At 60.2% G+C, this 14,899-nt stretch carries 14 protein-coding genes and 2 pseudogenes; 4 read left to right on the top strand and 12 right to left on the bottom strand.

Annotated features, from left to right (window positions below; genetic code table 11):
- Nucleotides 1–9: 9 nt before the first annotated feature.
- On the bottom strand, nucleotides 10–975 hold the full coding sequence (locus F3J17_RS02070; RefSeq protein ID WP_167053301.1) for a hypothetical protein: 966 nt from the start codon (nucleotides 973–975) through the stop codon (nucleotides 10–12).
- Between the two features lie 210 nt (nucleotides 976–1,185).
- On the opposite strand from F3J17_RS02070, the gene F3J17_RS02075 reads away from it, so the two are divergent.
- Complete coding sequence (locus tag F3J17_RS02075) at nucleotides 1,186–4,041, top strand: response regulator (protein ID WP_167053303.1); 2,856 nt, start codon at nucleotides 1,186–1,188, stop codon at nucleotides 4,039–4,041.
- Nucleotides 4,001–4,954, top strand: coding sequence for a diguanylate cyclase (locus F3J17_RS02080; RefSeq protein ID WP_167053305.1), 954 nt, complete (start codon nucleotides 4,001–4,003; stop codon nucleotides 4,952–4,954). Before F3J17_RS02075 ends, F3J17_RS02080 begins: the two co-directional genes overlap by 41 nt.
- Before the next feature lie 195 nt (nucleotides 4,955–5,149).
- Here F3J17_RS02080 and F3J17_RS02085 read toward each other — a convergent pair whose 3' ends face one another.
- From F3J17_RS02085 to F3J17_RS02120, 8 genes and pseudogenes are all read right to left on the bottom strand, one after another.
- Entirely contained in the window at nucleotides 5,150–5,515 is a 366-nt protein-coding gene (locus F3J17_RS02085) for a hypothetical protein (RefSeq protein ID WP_167053307.1), read from the bottom strand.
- A 27-nt stretch (nucleotides 5,516–5,542) separates the two neighbouring features.
- Nucleotides 5,543–7,228, bottom strand: coding sequence for a tetratricopeptide repeat protein (locus F3J17_RS02090; protein WP_205194585.1), 1,686 nt, complete (start codon nucleotides 7,226–7,228; stop codon nucleotides 5,543–5,545).
- A 163-nt stretch (nucleotides 7,229–7,391) separates the two neighbouring features.
- Nucleotides 7,392–7,609: pseudogene (locus tag F3J17_RS36110) on the bottom strand (PAAR domain-containing protein); the annotation flags it as partial.
- Between the two features lie 27 nt (nucleotides 7,610–7,636).
- Nucleotides 7,637–8,356 (bottom strand): putative type VI secretion system effector, encoded by a 720-nt coding sequence (locus F3J17_RS02100; RefSeq protein ID WP_167054422.1) that lies wholly within the window; start codon nucleotides 8,354–8,356, stop codon nucleotides 7,637–7,639.
- A 21-nt stretch (nucleotides 8,357–8,377) separates the two neighbouring features.
- A pseudogene (locus tag F3J17_RS36420) lies at nucleotides 8,378–8,488 on the bottom strand (PAAR domain-containing protein); the annotation flags it as partial.
- A gap of 28 nt (nucleotides 8,489–8,516) precedes the next feature.
- Nucleotides 8,517–9,383, bottom strand: coding sequence for a putative type VI secretion system effector (locus F3J17_RS02110; protein WP_345891114.1), 867 nt, complete (start codon nucleotides 9,381–9,383; stop codon nucleotides 8,517–8,519).
- A 96-nt stretch (nucleotides 9,384–9,479) separates the two neighbouring features.
- Entirely contained in the window at nucleotides 9,480–10,205 is a 726-nt protein-coding gene (locus F3J17_RS02115) for a pirin family protein (RefSeq protein ID WP_167053312.1), read from the bottom strand.
- Nucleotides 10,206–10,264: 59 nt separating this feature from the next.
- Nucleotides 10,265–11,029 carry a glucose 1-dehydrogenase gene (locus tag F3J17_RS02120; protein ID WP_167053314.1) on the bottom strand — a complete coding sequence of 255 codons (765 nt, stop codon included), beginning with the start codon at nucleotides 11,027–11,029 and terminating at the stop codon, nucleotides 10,265–10,267.
- Nucleotides 11,030–11,179: 150 nt separating this feature from the next.
- Between F3J17_RS02120 and F3J17_RS02125 the strand changes: the two genes are divergently transcribed.
- Both F3J17_RS02125 and F3J17_RS02130 read left to right on the top strand, forming a co-directional pair.
- A complete protein-coding gene (locus F3J17_RS02125; RefSeq protein ID WP_167053315.1) occupies nucleotides 11,180–12,100 on the top strand; it encodes a LysR family transcriptional regulator in 921 nt (306 codons plus the stop codon).
- A gap of 143 nt (nucleotides 12,101–12,243) precedes the next feature.
- Nucleotides 12,244–13,218 (top strand): alpha/beta hydrolase, encoded by a 975-nt coding sequence (locus tag F3J17_RS02130; protein ID WP_167053317.1) that lies wholly within the window; start codon nucleotides 12,244–12,246, stop codon nucleotides 13,216–13,218.
- 258 nt (nucleotides 13,219–13,476) lie between these two features.
- Here the strand turns inward: F3J17_RS02130 and F3J17_RS02135 are convergent, their stop codons facing one another.
- The 3 genes from F3J17_RS02135 to F3J17_RS02145 form a co-directional block, all read right to left on the bottom strand.
- A complete protein-coding gene (locus tag F3J17_RS02135) occupies nucleotides 13,477–13,869 on the bottom strand; it encodes a hypothetical protein (RefSeq protein ID WP_167053319.1) in 393 nt (130 codons plus the stop codon).
- Nucleotides 13,870–13,881: 12 nt separating this feature from the next.
- Nucleotides 13,882–14,217 carry a VF_A0006 family four-cysteine protein gene (locus tag F3J17_RS02140; protein WP_167053322.1) on the bottom strand — a complete coding sequence of 112 codons (336 nt, stop codon included), beginning with the start codon at nucleotides 14,215–14,217 and terminating at the stop codon, nucleotides 13,882–13,884.
- 127 nt (nucleotides 14,218–14,344) lie between these two features.
- Nucleotides 14,345–14,896, bottom strand: coding sequence for a hypothetical protein (locus F3J17_RS02145; protein ID WP_167053324.1), 552 nt, complete (start codon nucleotides 14,894–14,896; stop codon nucleotides 14,345–14,347).
- Nucleotides 14,897–14,899 lie beyond the last annotated feature (3 nt).

Consider the following 14,899-nt stretch of genomic DNA (forward strand, 5'->3'; position numbering starts at 1 on the left):
CGCGCGGACTCAATGGGCAGAGGCAGGACTGGCGTCAAGTGGAAAAGTGCGAATCGCACTGCCGCTGGCGGGCGACGCTTTGGCGCGATCGACGACATAGATCGTATGGGTCGCTTCGTTGATAGCCACGCCTCGCGCATCCTGGAAATCGTTCGCGATCGGCGTCGCCGTGCCGTCTGGCGCGAGGCGGCAGAAGGCGGTCGCGCCGCATTTTGTGTACGCCGTGCCCGAATCGTCGATGGCGAGCAGATCGGGATGATCGATCTTCGCGAAGACGCTACCGCCGTCAACCGTCGCAGGCGTTTGAGCGGCAAGCAGAGCAGTCAGGCTGTACCTCAGAACCGTATTGCGGTCCTGATCGGCGACGAGCAGGACGTCACCTTGAACGGCAACGCCGACAGGTTTGGCAAAACCCACGACCAGATCCCGCTCATTCGCCGCATGTGTGACCGGATCGTAACTCACGAGACTGACGCCGCCCTTCAGGGGCGCGTCCTTTTGCTTCACGAACCAGCTCGAAAGCACGCGGGCGGGTCCGACCGATGCCAGGCCCAGCCTTCGCCTGTCGGTAGCGAGCCCGGTAAGCTGCTGGGCGTCGCCGGCCGATGTCGAGATGAACAGTGCGCCGGATTCGCCAAATCCAAAGCGCGCAACGAGTAGCTCACCTGACGCCGTGACGACGATCTGACCAAGGCTGTTGGGCTGACCGGGGACGCCTGGCACCGTCATATACGTGGAAAACGTCGCGCGATCATGTGACCACAAGATCGCGTTGCCACGATCGTCGGTGACAAAGATCGCCTCGCCGTTCTCGCCAGATGCAATGCCGTTTGGCCGCGCATCGATCCCGATGCGTTGCGGCGCCGAAGGCGGAATGTTCTGGCATCCCGCCAAGGCAATTGCCAGCGCGCTAGCGAAAACTGCGGTCACGTGGTGTGAACGCACCTTGGACAGAATCAGGTGGGCAAACGACATGGCAACGACTCCCAGCGATGGGCGGCTTTTTATCGCCGCAAGGGGACACTATGGACATTTTTACGTCGTAAGCGTACGTATTAATGACCAGTGTAAGCGGTTGCGATCCTGAATTTCGGCGCTTCGTGGCGGTGGCCCAAAGTCGGGTGAGTGTCGGGGCATTTTCTGAAGTACATTGTCGTCAACAATCCAACGAAAAGAATTGAATCGATGATGCAATCTGCATTGGAAATCGTCCTTACTTTGGTGTCGGCTGGACTTCTTGGGGCGGTCGTGCTCACAGCACGGCACAACGCTCGGACTAGCCGTGCGCTGGCGGATTGCGAGAAGCACTTTGCTGCAGCACTCGCGGACGCTGACGTTCGCGTGCAGGCAGCACACGAGGCGACAGCGAATGCCCAGGCCGAACTTGAGCAGGCGTTGCTGGAACAGAACGCGGTGCTGGAGCACACACCGGTCGGCATCTGCTTCGTGAAGGATCGAACAATCGTCCGCTGTAACAGCGGTTTCGAGACGCTTTTCGGCTACGACAAGGGTGAGCCGGTTGGCAAGTCGACACGCATCCTCTATGCGACCGATCAAGAGTGGGAGGCGGCAGGCGCCGACTACAAGATCATCGCTGACCATGTCTATGTTGGTGATGCGAAGTTTGTGCGCAAGGACGGCACGCAGCTCTGGTGCGCCGATCACGGTGCGGCGCTCGACCCGCAGGATGTGAGCAAAGGCTCGGTGTGGACAGCGCTGGACGTGACTGGGCGAAAGCGCGCCGAGGAAGCGATTCGCATGGCGAAAGAAGAAGCTGAGCAGGCGTCACGGATGAAGTCCGAATTCCTCGCCAATATGAGCCATGAAATCCGTACGCCGATGAATGGTGTCATCGGCATGAGCAGGCTTGCGCTGAAGACCGATCTCAATCCGAAGCAGCGCAATTACGTCGAAAAAATTGCCGCCTCTGCGGAGAGCCTGCTGCGCATCATCAACGACATCCTTGACTTCTCAAAGATCGAGGCAGGCAAGGTCGTTCTTGAAAAGGTGCCGCTCCGGCTTGATGACATCCTCGACAACCTGTCCAGCCTGATTGTGCTGAGCACGGAGGCGACTGGCGTCGAGGTCGTGTTCAGGGTGGGCGACAACATTCCGCCAACGCTGCTGGGCGATCCGCTGCGCCTCAGTCAGGTGCTGGTCAATCTGGGCGTGAACGCGGCGAAGTTCACCCCGCAAGGCGAGATCGTGGTCAGTGTCGTGCTGCTCGAGGTGAGCGGGTCGCACGCGGTATTGCAGTTCTCGGTCGCGGATACAGGCATCGGGATGACTGAGTCGCAACTCGCGATGCTGTTCCAGTCTTTCTCGCAGGCCGACGGCTCAATCACCCGCCAGTACGGTGGAACAGGTCTCGGACTCGCCATCAGCAAACAGCTGGTCGAAATGATGGGCGGGACGATCGATGTGCAGAGCACCCTGGGCGTTGGAACTCGCTTCACGTTTACGACCCAGTTGGAGATCAGTAGCGCAGACACCGCTCGCGACCGGAACGCGATTCTTTCGTTGCGCGGCCGCCGGGTGCTGGTCGTCGACGACAACGCCGTCGCGTGCGAAGTGCTCGCGGAGATGGTCAGCTCGTTCGGGGCGCAGGTGACGACGGCCTCGTCCGGCATTGCAGCGCTTGACGCTCTCGTTGTCGCATCCAGCGCCGGAAAGCCGATCGACCTGGTGCTGATGGACTGGCGCATGCCTGGCTGGGACGGCGTGGTGACGACGCGTTGCATTCGAGACGATGCCCGCATCTCCTCGACGCCAGCGATCCTCATGGTTACCGCCTACTCGCGTGACGACGTTGTCGCAGAGTCAGAGGGCGTTCACGTCGACGGGTTCCTTTCCAAGCCTGTCAGCCCCTCGGATCTGCATGACACGCTCTTGAATGCGTTGTACCCGGAACTGCGCAATGACAGATCAGCCGATGTACACGAAACGCAGCAGCCCGACGGCGCCAGCCGTCTCGCAAGGCTGGCGGGTGCGAGAGTGCTGCTGGTGGAGGACAACGCAATCAATCGGGAAGTGGCGCTGGAGTTTCTTGGGCAGGCGCCTGTTGAGGTCGACGTCGCCTGCAATGGCAGCGAAGCCATCGAGTGCATACAGCAGGCTCACTACGATCTGGTGCTCATGGATATACAGATGCCCGTCATGGATGGGTTGAGCGCCACCCGAAAGATCCGCGCGATGGCGGGTTTCGGTTCGTTGCCGATTGTTGCAATGACTGCGCACGCGATGTCGGGTGATCGGGACGCGAGCCGCGCGGCGGGGATGAATGACCACATCACGAAGCCGATCGACTCTGCTGAGTTGATGCACGCATTGCTGAGATGGATCGGACCGCAAACCGCGAAGCGCACCGCACCCATCCCCGACGCCGCACGCCCGGCACATGCTGCTGTCCATCGCCAGCCTGGCCAGTTGCCACAGCTCGCGGGCGTCGACTGGCAGCTCGCGCTGCAGCGGACCAATCGCAACCCGGCATTGCTGTACAAGCTCGTTCAAAATTTCCGGGCGGACTATGCCCATTCTGCGCAGGTGCTTCTCGATGCAGCGCAGAACGGCGGCGATATGAAAGCGATCGAGCATATCGCGCACGGGCTGAAATCGGCCTCGGCCTACCTTGGTGCGGGAAACCTGTCATGGCTTGCACGCGAGGTCGAGAAGGCTGTACGTCGTGGTGCAAACGATGAGGCGCTGGCGCTGGTTCCCGATCTGGCCGCGACGCTGGCGGCAGTCGTTGATGGATTCGGGCAACTGGAAATCCCCGTATCCAGCTCCAGCGACCTGCCGGATCCTGCCAGGCTTACCGCGCTGATGAACAGGCTTGCCGGACTGCTGCGGGCGGATGACGCCCGTGCGGAGGAGGCACTGGCAGATCTGGAGCCGGCGATGGGAACAATTTTCCCAGGCAGTGAACTTGAGACACTCAGGCGTTCGGTCGCCGACATTGAATATGGAGCGGCGCTAAAGCAGCTCGAAGCACTGGCAGCAAATGCAGGAATTCAACTGGGAGTATCGCTTGACCACGAATGACATGCAAAAGGTTCTGGTGGTGGATGATGCAGCCATCAACCGTCAGGTATTGGCTGAACTGCTAAAGGCCGAGCACACGGTCATCCTCGCCAAGAGCGGTGAACAGGCACTGGCGCTCGCGGCCCTGCACCAGCCTGACCTGATATTGCTGGACGTCGTGATGCCTGAGATCAATGGGTACGACGTGCTGCGCCAATTGAAGTCCGATCCGCGAACTGCAGCGATCGCGGTGATCTTCATTACTGGATTGGACACGCCGGAGGACGAGGAAAATGGGCTAATGCTTGGTGCATCCGACTACATCACGAAGCCGTTCAACCTCGCTGTCGTACGCGCCAGGGTGCGGTGCCACCTGCAGCTAGCCAGGCAGCGCCGCATGCTGGAAACGCTTGCCAATATCGACGGACTCACCGAGATCGCTAACCGACGCCATTTCGACGAACGTTACGCGAGCGAATGGGCGCGTGCGGTACGCAATGGCGACGCATTGTCGGTGGCGATTCTCGACATCGACTTCTTCAAGGACTACAACGACCGGGCGGGGCACGCGATGGGTGACAGGGTGCTGCAGGCCGTTGCCTCGGTATTGGCTGGCGGCATGCAACGCTCAACCGACCTGGTGGCACGCTATGGTGGCGAGGAGTTTGCCTTGCTGATGCCGGGCATCGATGTTCAAGGCGCCGTGGCGTTAGCCAATCAACTGCGCGAGGCGGTTAGCAAGCTCAAGCTAGCCATGCCGTATCCCGACGCGACCGATACCGCACACGTGGCTGTCAGTATTGGGGGCGCTACGCTGAAACCGGATACGGACGAACCTGCGGCCGACCTTTTAAAGGCGGCTGACGACCATCTTTATCGTGCAAAGAGAGAGGGACGAAACCAGGTGGTTTGGCGTGCGGTCGATCGCGGGTAGCTATTGTCGGAATGGCGTAGTTTCCCGGGGACTCACAGTTCGTTTGTGATGGGGCGGTGGCCGATGAAGGGGCGCTTGACGTGAGCCCCCAGCATCGGACTTCTGGCTAATCGGATGGCCGATTAGCTGGGCAAAGCTGCCGCCTGAATGTCCGTCCGGGCATGGAGGTGAACGGCGGATTGTAGGTGCGTCCCGCTATTCGTTTGCATTGGCGCTCCAGAGCACCTGTTGCTCCGGTTGCCAGCCAGCACACAGATTTCCATTTGCAAAATAGACCAGCTTGTAGATGCGCCCAGTATCCTCTTGCTGACGCATCTCACCGTAATCCGAAGCCTCGAAAACAACTTCTAGCCCGTCGCGTCGAATCCAGCGTGCATTCCAGAAGTAATATCCGCGCGTCATAGCCAGTGGCGCGTACGCGTCAAGGAACCAGGAAGTATCGAGGCAAGTGGACAGCAGACTCGAAGCCGACACACGCGCATGATCGATGTAGCGACGGGTTACGTTGGCTCGATACTGCTCCGGTAGCAATGAGAACTCGCGGAATATGACCGTGCGCACGCCAAGTGATGCTGCCCAATCGGCACGTCAATTGATCCGGTGTTCCTGACAAAAATGATGCAATGACTGTGCAACCTCAAGGATGGTGGGTGCCCAGTTATGCAGATGGCGCTGGCGGAAAAGGCGCACCGCCCCCGGATACCACGGCGAATCAGTGCGTTCGTTTAGCCAGCGCCAGCCCGTATTGACAGACGGCAGCAAGATCCAGCAAGGCTTTCCCAGTGCGCCGGCAACGTGTGCGATGGCTGTATCAACGCAGATCACCAGATCCAGTTGGGCAACGATGGCTGCGCTGTCGGCAAAGTCCCTGATTTTTCCCCCTAAGTGCGTGAGCAACTGCCCGGATTGCGGTGCTGCCGCCTCTACTTCACCTTGGCCCTTTTGCAGGCTGACGAAGTGAACACCAGGCGTGTCCCAAAGCGGTGCCAATGCCGCCAGGCCTGGCAGCGAACGGTTCGAGTCGTTCTGTTGAGCGGCGTTGCCCGCCCAGACCAAGCCGACGCGCAGTGCCGCGTCCGGCAGGCGGGGTTTCCAGGCGTTGAGGCGATCGGGTGCCGCTCGCAGATAGGGAAGCCGGGCGGGAATTGAATCGAGGGTAGTGCCGAAGTGCAACGGCAGGCTGAGCAGGAAGGTCCAGTAATCATGGGAGGCTGCCTTCACAAGCTCGTCGATAGTCAGCACAACATCGGCGCCGGGGATGTCGTTAAAAAGCGCTTGCAAGGGAGCGGCGCAGATCAGGGTCACGCGACTGGCCCCCCTCTCCTTGAGGCCGACAACGTAGCGCACGAACTGGATCTGATCGCCAAAACCCTGCTCACAATGAACCAGGATCGATTTGTTTTCCAGCGATTCGCCCTGCCACTGCGGATAGACAAGCGAAGGCCTGACGATACGTCCAGGCATATTCATGTGGTAACGCGCTTCGTGAAGGGGCCAGCCTTCGACCAGGCGCCCCATCTGGAGCAAGAGCGCGCCCAGGTTGTAGCAGGCCTCCGCATGGTCCGGTCGAATGTCCAGGGCGCGGCGGTAGGCCGCTTCGGCCTCGGGGAAGCGCTTTAACTGCGTGAGCAGAGTGCCCAGGTTATTGAGTGCATCGACATGGTTCGGCTGAAACGTCAGCGCATTGAGATAGGCCGCTTCCGCTTCGGGGAAGCGTTTCGTCTGTTTGAGCAGGTTGCCCAGGTTGTTGTGGGCATTGGCATGATCTGGGCGGATCTCCAGGGCACGGCGGTAGGCCGCCTCGGCCTCGGGAACGCGCTTGGTCTCATTGAGCAGATTGCCCAGATTGTTGTTGGCATCAGCGTGGTCTGGCCGGATCTCTATGGTTCGCCGCCAGGCCGCCTCCGCCTCGGCCAGGCGCCGTGTCTGATTGAACAGATTGCCCAGGTTGTTGTGAGCGTCAGCATGGTCCGGCCGGATCTTCAGGGCGCGCAGCCAGGCGGTCTCCGCCTCGGAAAAGCGCTTTGTCTCGCTGTATAGAATGCCAAGGTTGTTGTGGGCGTCGGCATAGTCTGGATCCTCCTTCAATGCCCGCCGCCAATGCATCTCCGCTTCTTTCAGCTTCCCAAGCCTATGGGAACAAGCCCCGGCGATATTGAGCGCCGCCACACTTCCCGGGTGCAATTTCAGTGCCTTCATCGTTTTGGCTAACGCCTCGCGATTTTCTCCGCGGGAGAGCAGCGAGATTGCGTCGTTAAGCAATGTGTGGAGCACTGGGGCTCGGTTGGTGAGTGGCGTTTTCAAGGTTGCGTTATGCTGGCCAGGAGTTTCTCGCAGACAGCTCAGTCGAGGAGGCGTCACGAAGGAGTGATTGCTTGTGCCGCGATTTTCTCACAATGGCCGATCGCAGTTTGGGCCTTTCAGGCATGTTGGCGAGAGTTGCACGGTGGCCGTGCCGGGCGATCGGCACACCGTTGTCAGTGATCGTCCATCGCCCTCCTCAATCACGTTTGGCTTGACGTCGGGGTGTTGCGGGCACGATACCTCGTCATCTTTTCGCGCCACGTATCGACCGTCGAAACGCATACTCGAAGAACCAGTGATGACCTTTCCGCCGTGGTCAGTGTCGTTGCCGACGCGGATTAAATTGATCAATTTTCACTCTTCAAATAGATATTGCTTTCACTTGTAGCGGAAATAGAGAACACCAAAGTTTGGAAGCTTGTTCTCGCCGCGGGCCTCCACGGACGTCTTGCGCAGATCGATATTCTCGACGTCGGGCCAACCGAAAGTCCTGAATATAGTCTCAGCGATTTTCACGAAGCCCATAAATTTTCGTGAAATACGGAATGCCATGATGCCGGAAATGAGCAGCCAGAAGGCAATTCCTGGCAAGACGACGAACTTGAGAGTGTCGGCGGTAAAAAAGCTGAATCCCTGCTGGATCAGCAGAACGATCATCACCGCTGCATAGAGCGACATCGCGCTCCAGAGCCAGATCTTGAGGGATTTTTTGTAATGCACTTTCCGGCCCGCCGTCGAGTGAGGATAGACAGCGAGCAGATCGTCGCTTTCCCGTTTGACGGCATAGGCGACATAACGATCGGTCCCAATCTGATCGGCGACGACCTCCACCTGGTCGCCGTTGCGCATCGGCATCATCCAGAGCCAGCCCTCGATGCGCTTGCCATCGAGTTCGAACTCGACCCAGTCGGCTTCCTCATCGGAGTTGCCAGCCATGCCGATCAGGCCGATGCCAGCGGCGCCCGCGCCCAGCGCAGAGGCCGCAATGGCGGTTGCGCCAATCTGTTGATGCTGGACTTCGGTCAGCACGAAATCGTGGCTGCGCTTCGATCGCTGCAGATTGGAAATGACGCCTTTCAGGAGGACGGCGGTTTGCATCGGCTTGTCCTTGGTGATTGCTTGATTGCCTTTATGTGCCACGATACGTCCATCAACATGCATGCTCGAAGAGCCGGTGATGACTTCTCCGCCGTGGTCGGTGTCGTCGTCGACGCGGAGCAGATTGATCAATTTTCAGCTCTTCGAAAATGATTCAGTATCATTTGTAGCGGAAATACAGAACGCCAAAGTTAGGCAGCTTGTTCTCGCCGCGCGCCTCGCTGGACGTCTTGCGCAGATCGATATTTTCGACGTCGGGCCAACCGAAAGTCCTGAATACGGTCTCGGCGATTTTCACGAAGCCCATGAATTTCCGTGAAATGCGCAATGCGATCAGCCCGGAAATCAGCAGCCAGAAAGCCAGTCCTGGCACGATGGCAAACTTGAGAATATCAGCGCTCATGAAAAACTGAATGCCTTGCTGGATCAGTACGACAAGCATTCCCACGACAAAGATTGACAATGCGCTCCAGAGCCAGATCTTGAGGGACTTTTTGTAATGGACGTTCCGGCCCGCTGTCGAGTGAGGATAGACAGCGAGCAGATCGTCGCTTTCCCGCTTGACGGCATAGGCGACATAACGATCGGTCCCAATCTGATCGGCGACGACTTCCACCTGGTCGCCGTTGCGCATCGGCATCATCCAGAGCCAGCCCTTGATGCGCTTGCCATCGAGTTCGAACTCGACCCAGTCGGCTTCCTCATCGGAATTGCCGGCCATGCCGATCAGGCCGATGCCAGCGGCGCCTGCGCCCAGCGCAGAGGCCGCAATGGCGGTTGCGCCAATCTGTTGATGCTGGACTTCGGTTAGCACGAAATCATGGCCGCGCTTCGATCGCTGCAGATTCGAGATGACGCCTTTCAGGAGGACGGCAGTTTGCGTTGGATTATCTTTTTTCATTAGAGTTTGGTCATGACGTCGGCATAATCCTTCTCTTGCTGAACGGGGTCGGTGTAACGCTGAACACGATGATTTGCCACGCGTAGAATCTTCTCCTGGCCTGTGCCAAATGCGCAACGGGAACACCAGGATTCAAGCGCATCGGGCGTCAGCCACGTGGCCAGTGTCTGGAGCACGATCAAGCCCGAAGGACCGCTTCTGGCCCGAAACCAGTCACTCGCCTCATGAAGGTTCGTCGCCTTGGCCCAAAAGTTCGACGATCACAACATCCGTATCGCCATGCGCCGTCAAATCTAGCTGCGCCGTTTCCCGGACGGCTAAGCCGTCGCGCGGCGCGAGCTGGACGGATCTCACGTCGAGCCGCGCGTGATCCGCAACAAGATACGCTGCACCAGGCACGGGCAACACGTGCCTTATGGTCGTGCCTTCGCGTAGTGTAGCGACCCGCACACGCGCATCGGCATTGATAGGCAGCGCGCCTGTGCACACATCCCGAGGATCGCCGCTCGCCAGCGTAACAAAATGACCTTCGCGAGATTCGCGCGAACAGACGCGCGTTGCCCAGCGCGGCGTGCCGCCTGTCGTTCGCGGACGAAACCAGATCTGGAACAGCCGCGCGGGCGCATCTTCCTCATTGCGCTCGGCGTGATAAATCGTTGCGCCCGCACTCATCACCTGCACGGAATCGGCGACCAGGCGTGCGCGATTGCCCGCGTCGTCTTCATGCGTAATCGCGCCCGAGCGCACCCACGTGACGATTTCGACATTGCGATGAGCATGCAGCCCAAAGCCGGAACGCGGCGCGAATTCATCGTCATTCCAGACGTAAAGCGGCCCGAGCGGCGTATGCTCAGCACGTCCCGTTTCGCCGACGCGAAAATGCAGCCGTGCCTTGAGCCAGTCATTCTGCAAAACGCCAAGCGTAAGAAAAGGGCGATGTTCGATCATGGTGATATTCCATACGAGCGTGCGGGGCGCGAATCCATCCGCGCCCCGCACGCGCCCGTTTAGATCTGCTGCTGGCCGCCATCGACGAAGAGTTCGATGCCGTTCACGAAGCTCGCATCGTCCGAAGCGAGGAACAGCGCGGCGCTGGCGATTTCGTTCGGCTCGCCCAGACGTCCCATCGGGATTTGCGCGGCGAGGTAATCGGCGAGACCCTGGCGCTGGGCGGCGTCGTCACCGGCCAGGTCGAGCAGGCCAGGCGTGCGGGTCGCACCGGGGCTGATCGTGTTCACGCGGATCTGGCGGTCCTTGAGGTCGAGAATCCAGTTGCGGGCGAACGAACGCACCGCGGCCTTCGATGCCGAATACACGCTGAATGCCGCCGTGCCCGCGCTGCCTGCCGTCGAACCCGTGAGGATCACTGATGCGCCCTTGGCCAGCAGCGGCAGCGCTTTCTGCACCGTGAACAGCACGCCCTTCACGTTGCGGTTGAAGGTGTCGTCAAAATGCTCTTCGGTGATATTGCCGAACGGCAGCATCGACCCGCCGCCTGCGTTGGCGAACAGCACATCCAGACGGCCGTGTTCTTCCTGGATCTGCGCATAGAGCGCGTCGAGTTCGTTCAGCTTCGTGGAATCGACGCGTACGCCGGTCGCCTTGCCACCTGCTTCGCGGATGCTCTTCACGGCGGCGTCGAGTTCGGCCTGACGGCGGCCCGTGAGGTAGACGTGCGCGCCTTCGTCGGCGAAGCGTTGTGCGGTGGCGAGACCAATGCCGCTGGTTGCGCCGGTAACGAGTGCGATCTTGTTGTCGAGTTTGCGTGCCATGGTGATGCTCCTTTCGGTTCGTTCAGTGGAAGTGGGTGTTAGCTGGTTCGGTGTTGCGTGCTGCGATGTGAGGAGAATATCGACGGGCCGGTCTTTTCGAAATAGAATTGATTGCAATCCAGCGTTGCATAAATGAAAAGATGAGGGGAAATGGCTAAGCTGCCTGATTTCGAAGGACTGGCGATGTTTGCGAAGGTCGCGGAGGAGGGATCGTTCGCGGCGGCGGCGCGCGTGATGGGCGTGTCGGTGGCGACGGTCTCGCGCGGCGTGGCGCGGCTGGAGGACCGGCTGGGCGCGCGCCTTTTCAACCGCACGTCGCGCCAACTCGCGCTGACCGAGTTCGGCCGCACGATCTGCGAGAAGGCCGGCGAGATCTACCGGCAGGCCGAGGAAGCGGAAAGCGCCGCGCGCGAAATGTCGGTGCAGCCGCGCGGCCTGGTGCGCCTGGCGGTGCCGATGTCGTTCGGCTTGCGCTGGGTCGCGCCGCTGCTGCCGGGGTTCTTCCGCATGTATCCGGAGGTGTCGATCGACCTGCATCTATCGGATGCGTCGGTCGATCTGGTCGCCGATGGCTTCGACGCCGCGCTGCGTATTGCCGCGTTGCCGGATTCGTCGCTGGTGGCGCGCCGGTTGTGCGCGGTCACGCAGTTCGTGGTGGCGTCGCCCGAATACCTGGCGCGCGAAGGGCGGCCCCAGCATCCGCGTGAACTGATGGATCGGCCTTGTCTCACGTATGCGTATCGCGCGCGTAGCGACGCCTGGCGCTTCACGAACGATGCGGGCGAAGAAGAACCGGTGATGCCGACCGGCCCGCTACGCGTCACAAACTCCGATGCGCTGTTGCCCACTCTGCTCGATGGCCTGGCGATTGCCGAGCTGCCCGAATTCATCGCGGGCGAGTATCTGGCCGATGGTCGCCTCGAAGCGATCCTTACGGACTGGTCGCTGACGAAGGGCGGTCTTTACTTCGTCACGCCATCAGCGCGTGCGCGGCCGGCGAAGGTAGCGGCGCTTTCCGATTACTTCGCCGAGCATCTTTCCGATCCCGCATGGCGATGGCCGAAGCAATAAAAGGACGCTCTATCATTGCATTTGTGCAATGATAGATTGCAAACACTTCTATTTCGCAAATCGAGTCGGATCCGTATTCTCCTCTCCATCGGCTGCACGCCATCAGGTCGACAGCCACTCAACCACCGGAAAGGAGAATCACGATGAACACGCAAGCCACCCCGAACACGCCCGACACCGCAACCGTCGCTTTCCTCGCCGCACTCAACAGCGGCACGGGCCCGGCGATCGAAACGCTCACGCCTGCCGAGGCGCGCGAAGTCCTGGCAGGCGCGCAGCGCAGCGTGGAAGTGGACGTGTCGGGCATCGACGTCACGCGCCGCACGATCGAGCAGGACGGTCTGAGCGTGCCGCTCGTCGTCGTCAAGCCGCAGAATGCGCGCGGCGTGCTGCCCGTGTTCATGTTCTTCCACGGCGGCGGCTGGATTCTCGGCGATTACCCGACGCATGAGCGCCTCGTGCGTGACCTCGTGGTGCAGTCAGGCGCGGCGGCCGTGTTCGTCGAATACACGCCTTCGCCCGAAGCGCGCTATCCGGTCGCGATCAATCAGGCTTACGCCGCAACGAAGTGGGTCGCGGCACATGGCGCGGAAATCGGCGTCGATGGCGCGCGGCTGGCGGTGGTTGGCAACAGCGTCGGCGGCAACATGGCGGCGGTCGTCAGCCAGATGGCGAAGGACCGTCAAGGCCCGGCGATCCGCTTCCAGGGCCTCATGTGGCCGGTGACGGACCACGCATTCGACAACGCTTCGTATGACGCTTTCGAAAACGGCTACTTCCTGAGCCGTGACATGATGAAGTGGTTCTGGAACGCCTATATCACCGACGCGACCGACGCAGGCGAGCGCAACCAGCGCTACGCATCGCCGCTGCGCGCCACGCTCGACGAGTTGAAGGGCTTGCCGCCCGCGCTGATCCAGACGGCGCAATTCGACGTGCTGCGCGACGAAGGCGAAGCGTATGGACACCGGCTCGACCAGGCGGGCAACGACGTGACGACCACGCAGTACAAAGGCACGATCCACGATTTCGGCCTGCTCAACGTGCTCGCCACCGACGCTCCGACGCGCGCCGCCATGCAGCAGATGGCGACGGCTTTGAAGACGCGTCTGCAATAAGTGGAAAGGTAGCGCGGCGGCGCTTCCCCGTGCCGGGCTAGCGAACACGTATGGTGTTGTCGCCAGCGGCCGAGGGAAGCCATCCCACACCAGATGGTCCCGCACGGCTGTGAGGTTTGGCAGACTCTCGTACTGCTCAAGCTTTCTGTCCAGTTCGGGATCGAGAAAACCGATCAGCGCGACAAGCGCGTGGCGCATGCCTCCCGCTGTAGCGCGGAAAGTTCATGAGCCGAGGCTCACGCTCACTCATGGACTTCGTCAGCGGTAGAGCTGCGACTTTGCACCATCGCCCGCACGGTTCCAGATCTCTGCGTTCGTCAGATTGGTTTCGATGAGTTCAATCGGCATGCCGCCGTTGTCGATGACGGCAACGCGGAAATCATCCAATGGCTCGTAAGGGCCAAGGATGACCACATGGCCTGCGATTGCGGCCTCAAGGTTGTCGACCTTGTAGGCGACATGGGGCTCGCTTCGCATCGGCTCGGCCAGCTTGCAGTTCGGGCCGAATCGATGCCACTGGATAGGCAGCGGCCCAGTAAGATCGTCAGTCGTGTACATATCGACTGACGCGGCGTAGCGTTCACCGGGTCGGATTTCGCTGGTCGGAATGCCAATGTGGTGGATTTCGTAGGTCACGCCTTCGCGTTTCATGTCTTTCCCCGTCTATCGCTGGTTGGTGCAGGACGCATACACAAGCTGCGCAGCGTAGTCGTTGTCCACGCCGCGAAGCTCTTGCAGCAGGCAGACATAGGCTTCCTTGTCTGAATCACGCATCATCGATCCCTCAGACCAGACCTTCTGGCAGGCGTGCTGCATCATTCTCACGGCTGTGAGGCTGCGCGTGTTTCGTACCGCCCACATCACGCACTGGTTGTATCCGTCGGTCCTGTCTTCGAACCCTTCCTGGGCCGCGGCAGGAGCCGCGTGTGCCAATAGCAACACGGATCCAAGCGCGACGATTAGCGCGGACAGCCCGTAGAAATCCATGATCCTCTTCATTTTTTATCCATTCATTGTCGTGAACCGGATGCGCGCTCGGCAACGCGAAAATCGGACAACGACCGGTACACTGACAGCGAGGCGACCCACAGCCTCTGACCGCTTCTGAGCCATTCCAATACGCGGATTACGCCTGCTGGCCTGCACGCTGCTGTTGCGGATACCAGCCCGTGAACTTCATCGCACCATACAGTGCAATCACGGTGATGAAGATGCCCACTGAATGCGGCACCGACGACACGTAAGTCATCAGCAGGTCTGCTGCCACCATCACGGCAAACGCTAGCGCCCAGGCAAAGGTTATCGCATAGTTCACGCGAACAAAGTCAGGCGAAGCCCAAAGGTCGGGCGCGACTTTCTCGCGTGCGTACTGGAGCGTGAACGGCTGACGCAAAGCGATCGACGCCAGCACGATCAGAAAAAGCCCTGCATCGACGCGCAGTCTCACCGCTGCCACGGACCAGGATGCACCGTACGCGATCGAGTACAGCGTCAGTGCGCCGAACAGCAGAAACGTGCCAATTTCAAGAATCTTCACACGCCGTCCGCTCGACATAAAATCGCGCGCCAGCAACACGGCTGCAACGAGTGCGCCCGCTGCCAGACCCGCTGATACGCCGACGGTGCGCTCGATCACCACAAACGCGATAAAAGGGGAAAACGCCAACAGCATGTCCATTGA

The organism is Burkholderia sp. Ax-1719 (genome assembly GCF_011753055.1).
Taxonomy (GTDB): domain Bacteria; phylum Pseudomonadota; class Gammaproteobacteria; order Burkholderiales; family Burkholderiaceae; genus Paraburkholderia.

What these genes read in the sequence shown, in the direction of transcription:
- F3J17_RS02070 (WP_167053301.1), bottom strand. Translation starts at nt 975, where the DNA reads ATGTCGTTTGCCCACCTGATTCTGTCCAAGGTGCGTTCACACCACGTG.
- F3J17_RS02075 (WP_167053303.1), top strand. Translation starts at nt 1,186, where the DNA reads ATGATGCAATCTGCATTGGAAATCGTCCTTACTTTGGTGTCGGCTGGA.
- F3J17_RS02080 (WP_167053305.1), top strand. Translation starts at nt 4,001, where the DNA reads ATGCAGGAATTCAACTGGGAGTATCGCTTGACCACGAATGACATGCAA.
- F3J17_RS02100 (WP_167054422.1), bottom strand. Translation starts at nt 8,356, where the DNA reads ATGCAAACCGCCGTCCTCCTGAAAGGCGTCATTTCCAATCTGCAGCGA.
- F3J17_RS02115 (WP_167053312.1), bottom strand. Translation starts at nt 10,205, where the DNA reads ATGATCGAACATCGCCCTTTTCTTACGCTTGGCGTTTTGCAGAATGAC.
- F3J17_RS02120 (WP_167053314.1), bottom strand. Translation starts at nt 11,029, where the DNA reads ATGGCACGCAAACTCGACAACAAGATCGCACTCGTTACCGGCGCAACC.
- F3J17_RS02125 (WP_167053315.1), top strand. Translation starts at nt 11,180, where the DNA reads ATGGCTAAGCTGCCTGATTTCGAAGGACTGGCGATGTTTGCGAAGGTC.
- F3J17_RS02130 (WP_167053317.1), top strand. Translation starts at nt 12,244, where the DNA reads ATGAACACGCAAGCCACCCCGAACACGCCCGACACCGCAACCGTCGCT.
- F3J17_RS02135 (WP_167053319.1), bottom strand. Translation starts at nt 13,869, where the DNA reads ATGAAACGCGAAGGCGTGACCTACGAAATCCACCACATTGGCATTCCG.
- F3J17_RS02140 (WP_167053322.1), bottom strand. Translation starts at nt 14,217, where the DNA reads ATGAAGAGGATCATGGATTTCTACGGGCTGTCCGCGCTAATCGTCGCG.
- F3J17_RS02145 (WP_167053324.1), bottom strand. Translation starts at nt 14,896, where the DNA reads ATGGACATGCTGTTGGCGTTTTCCCCTTTTATCGCGTTTGTGGTGATC.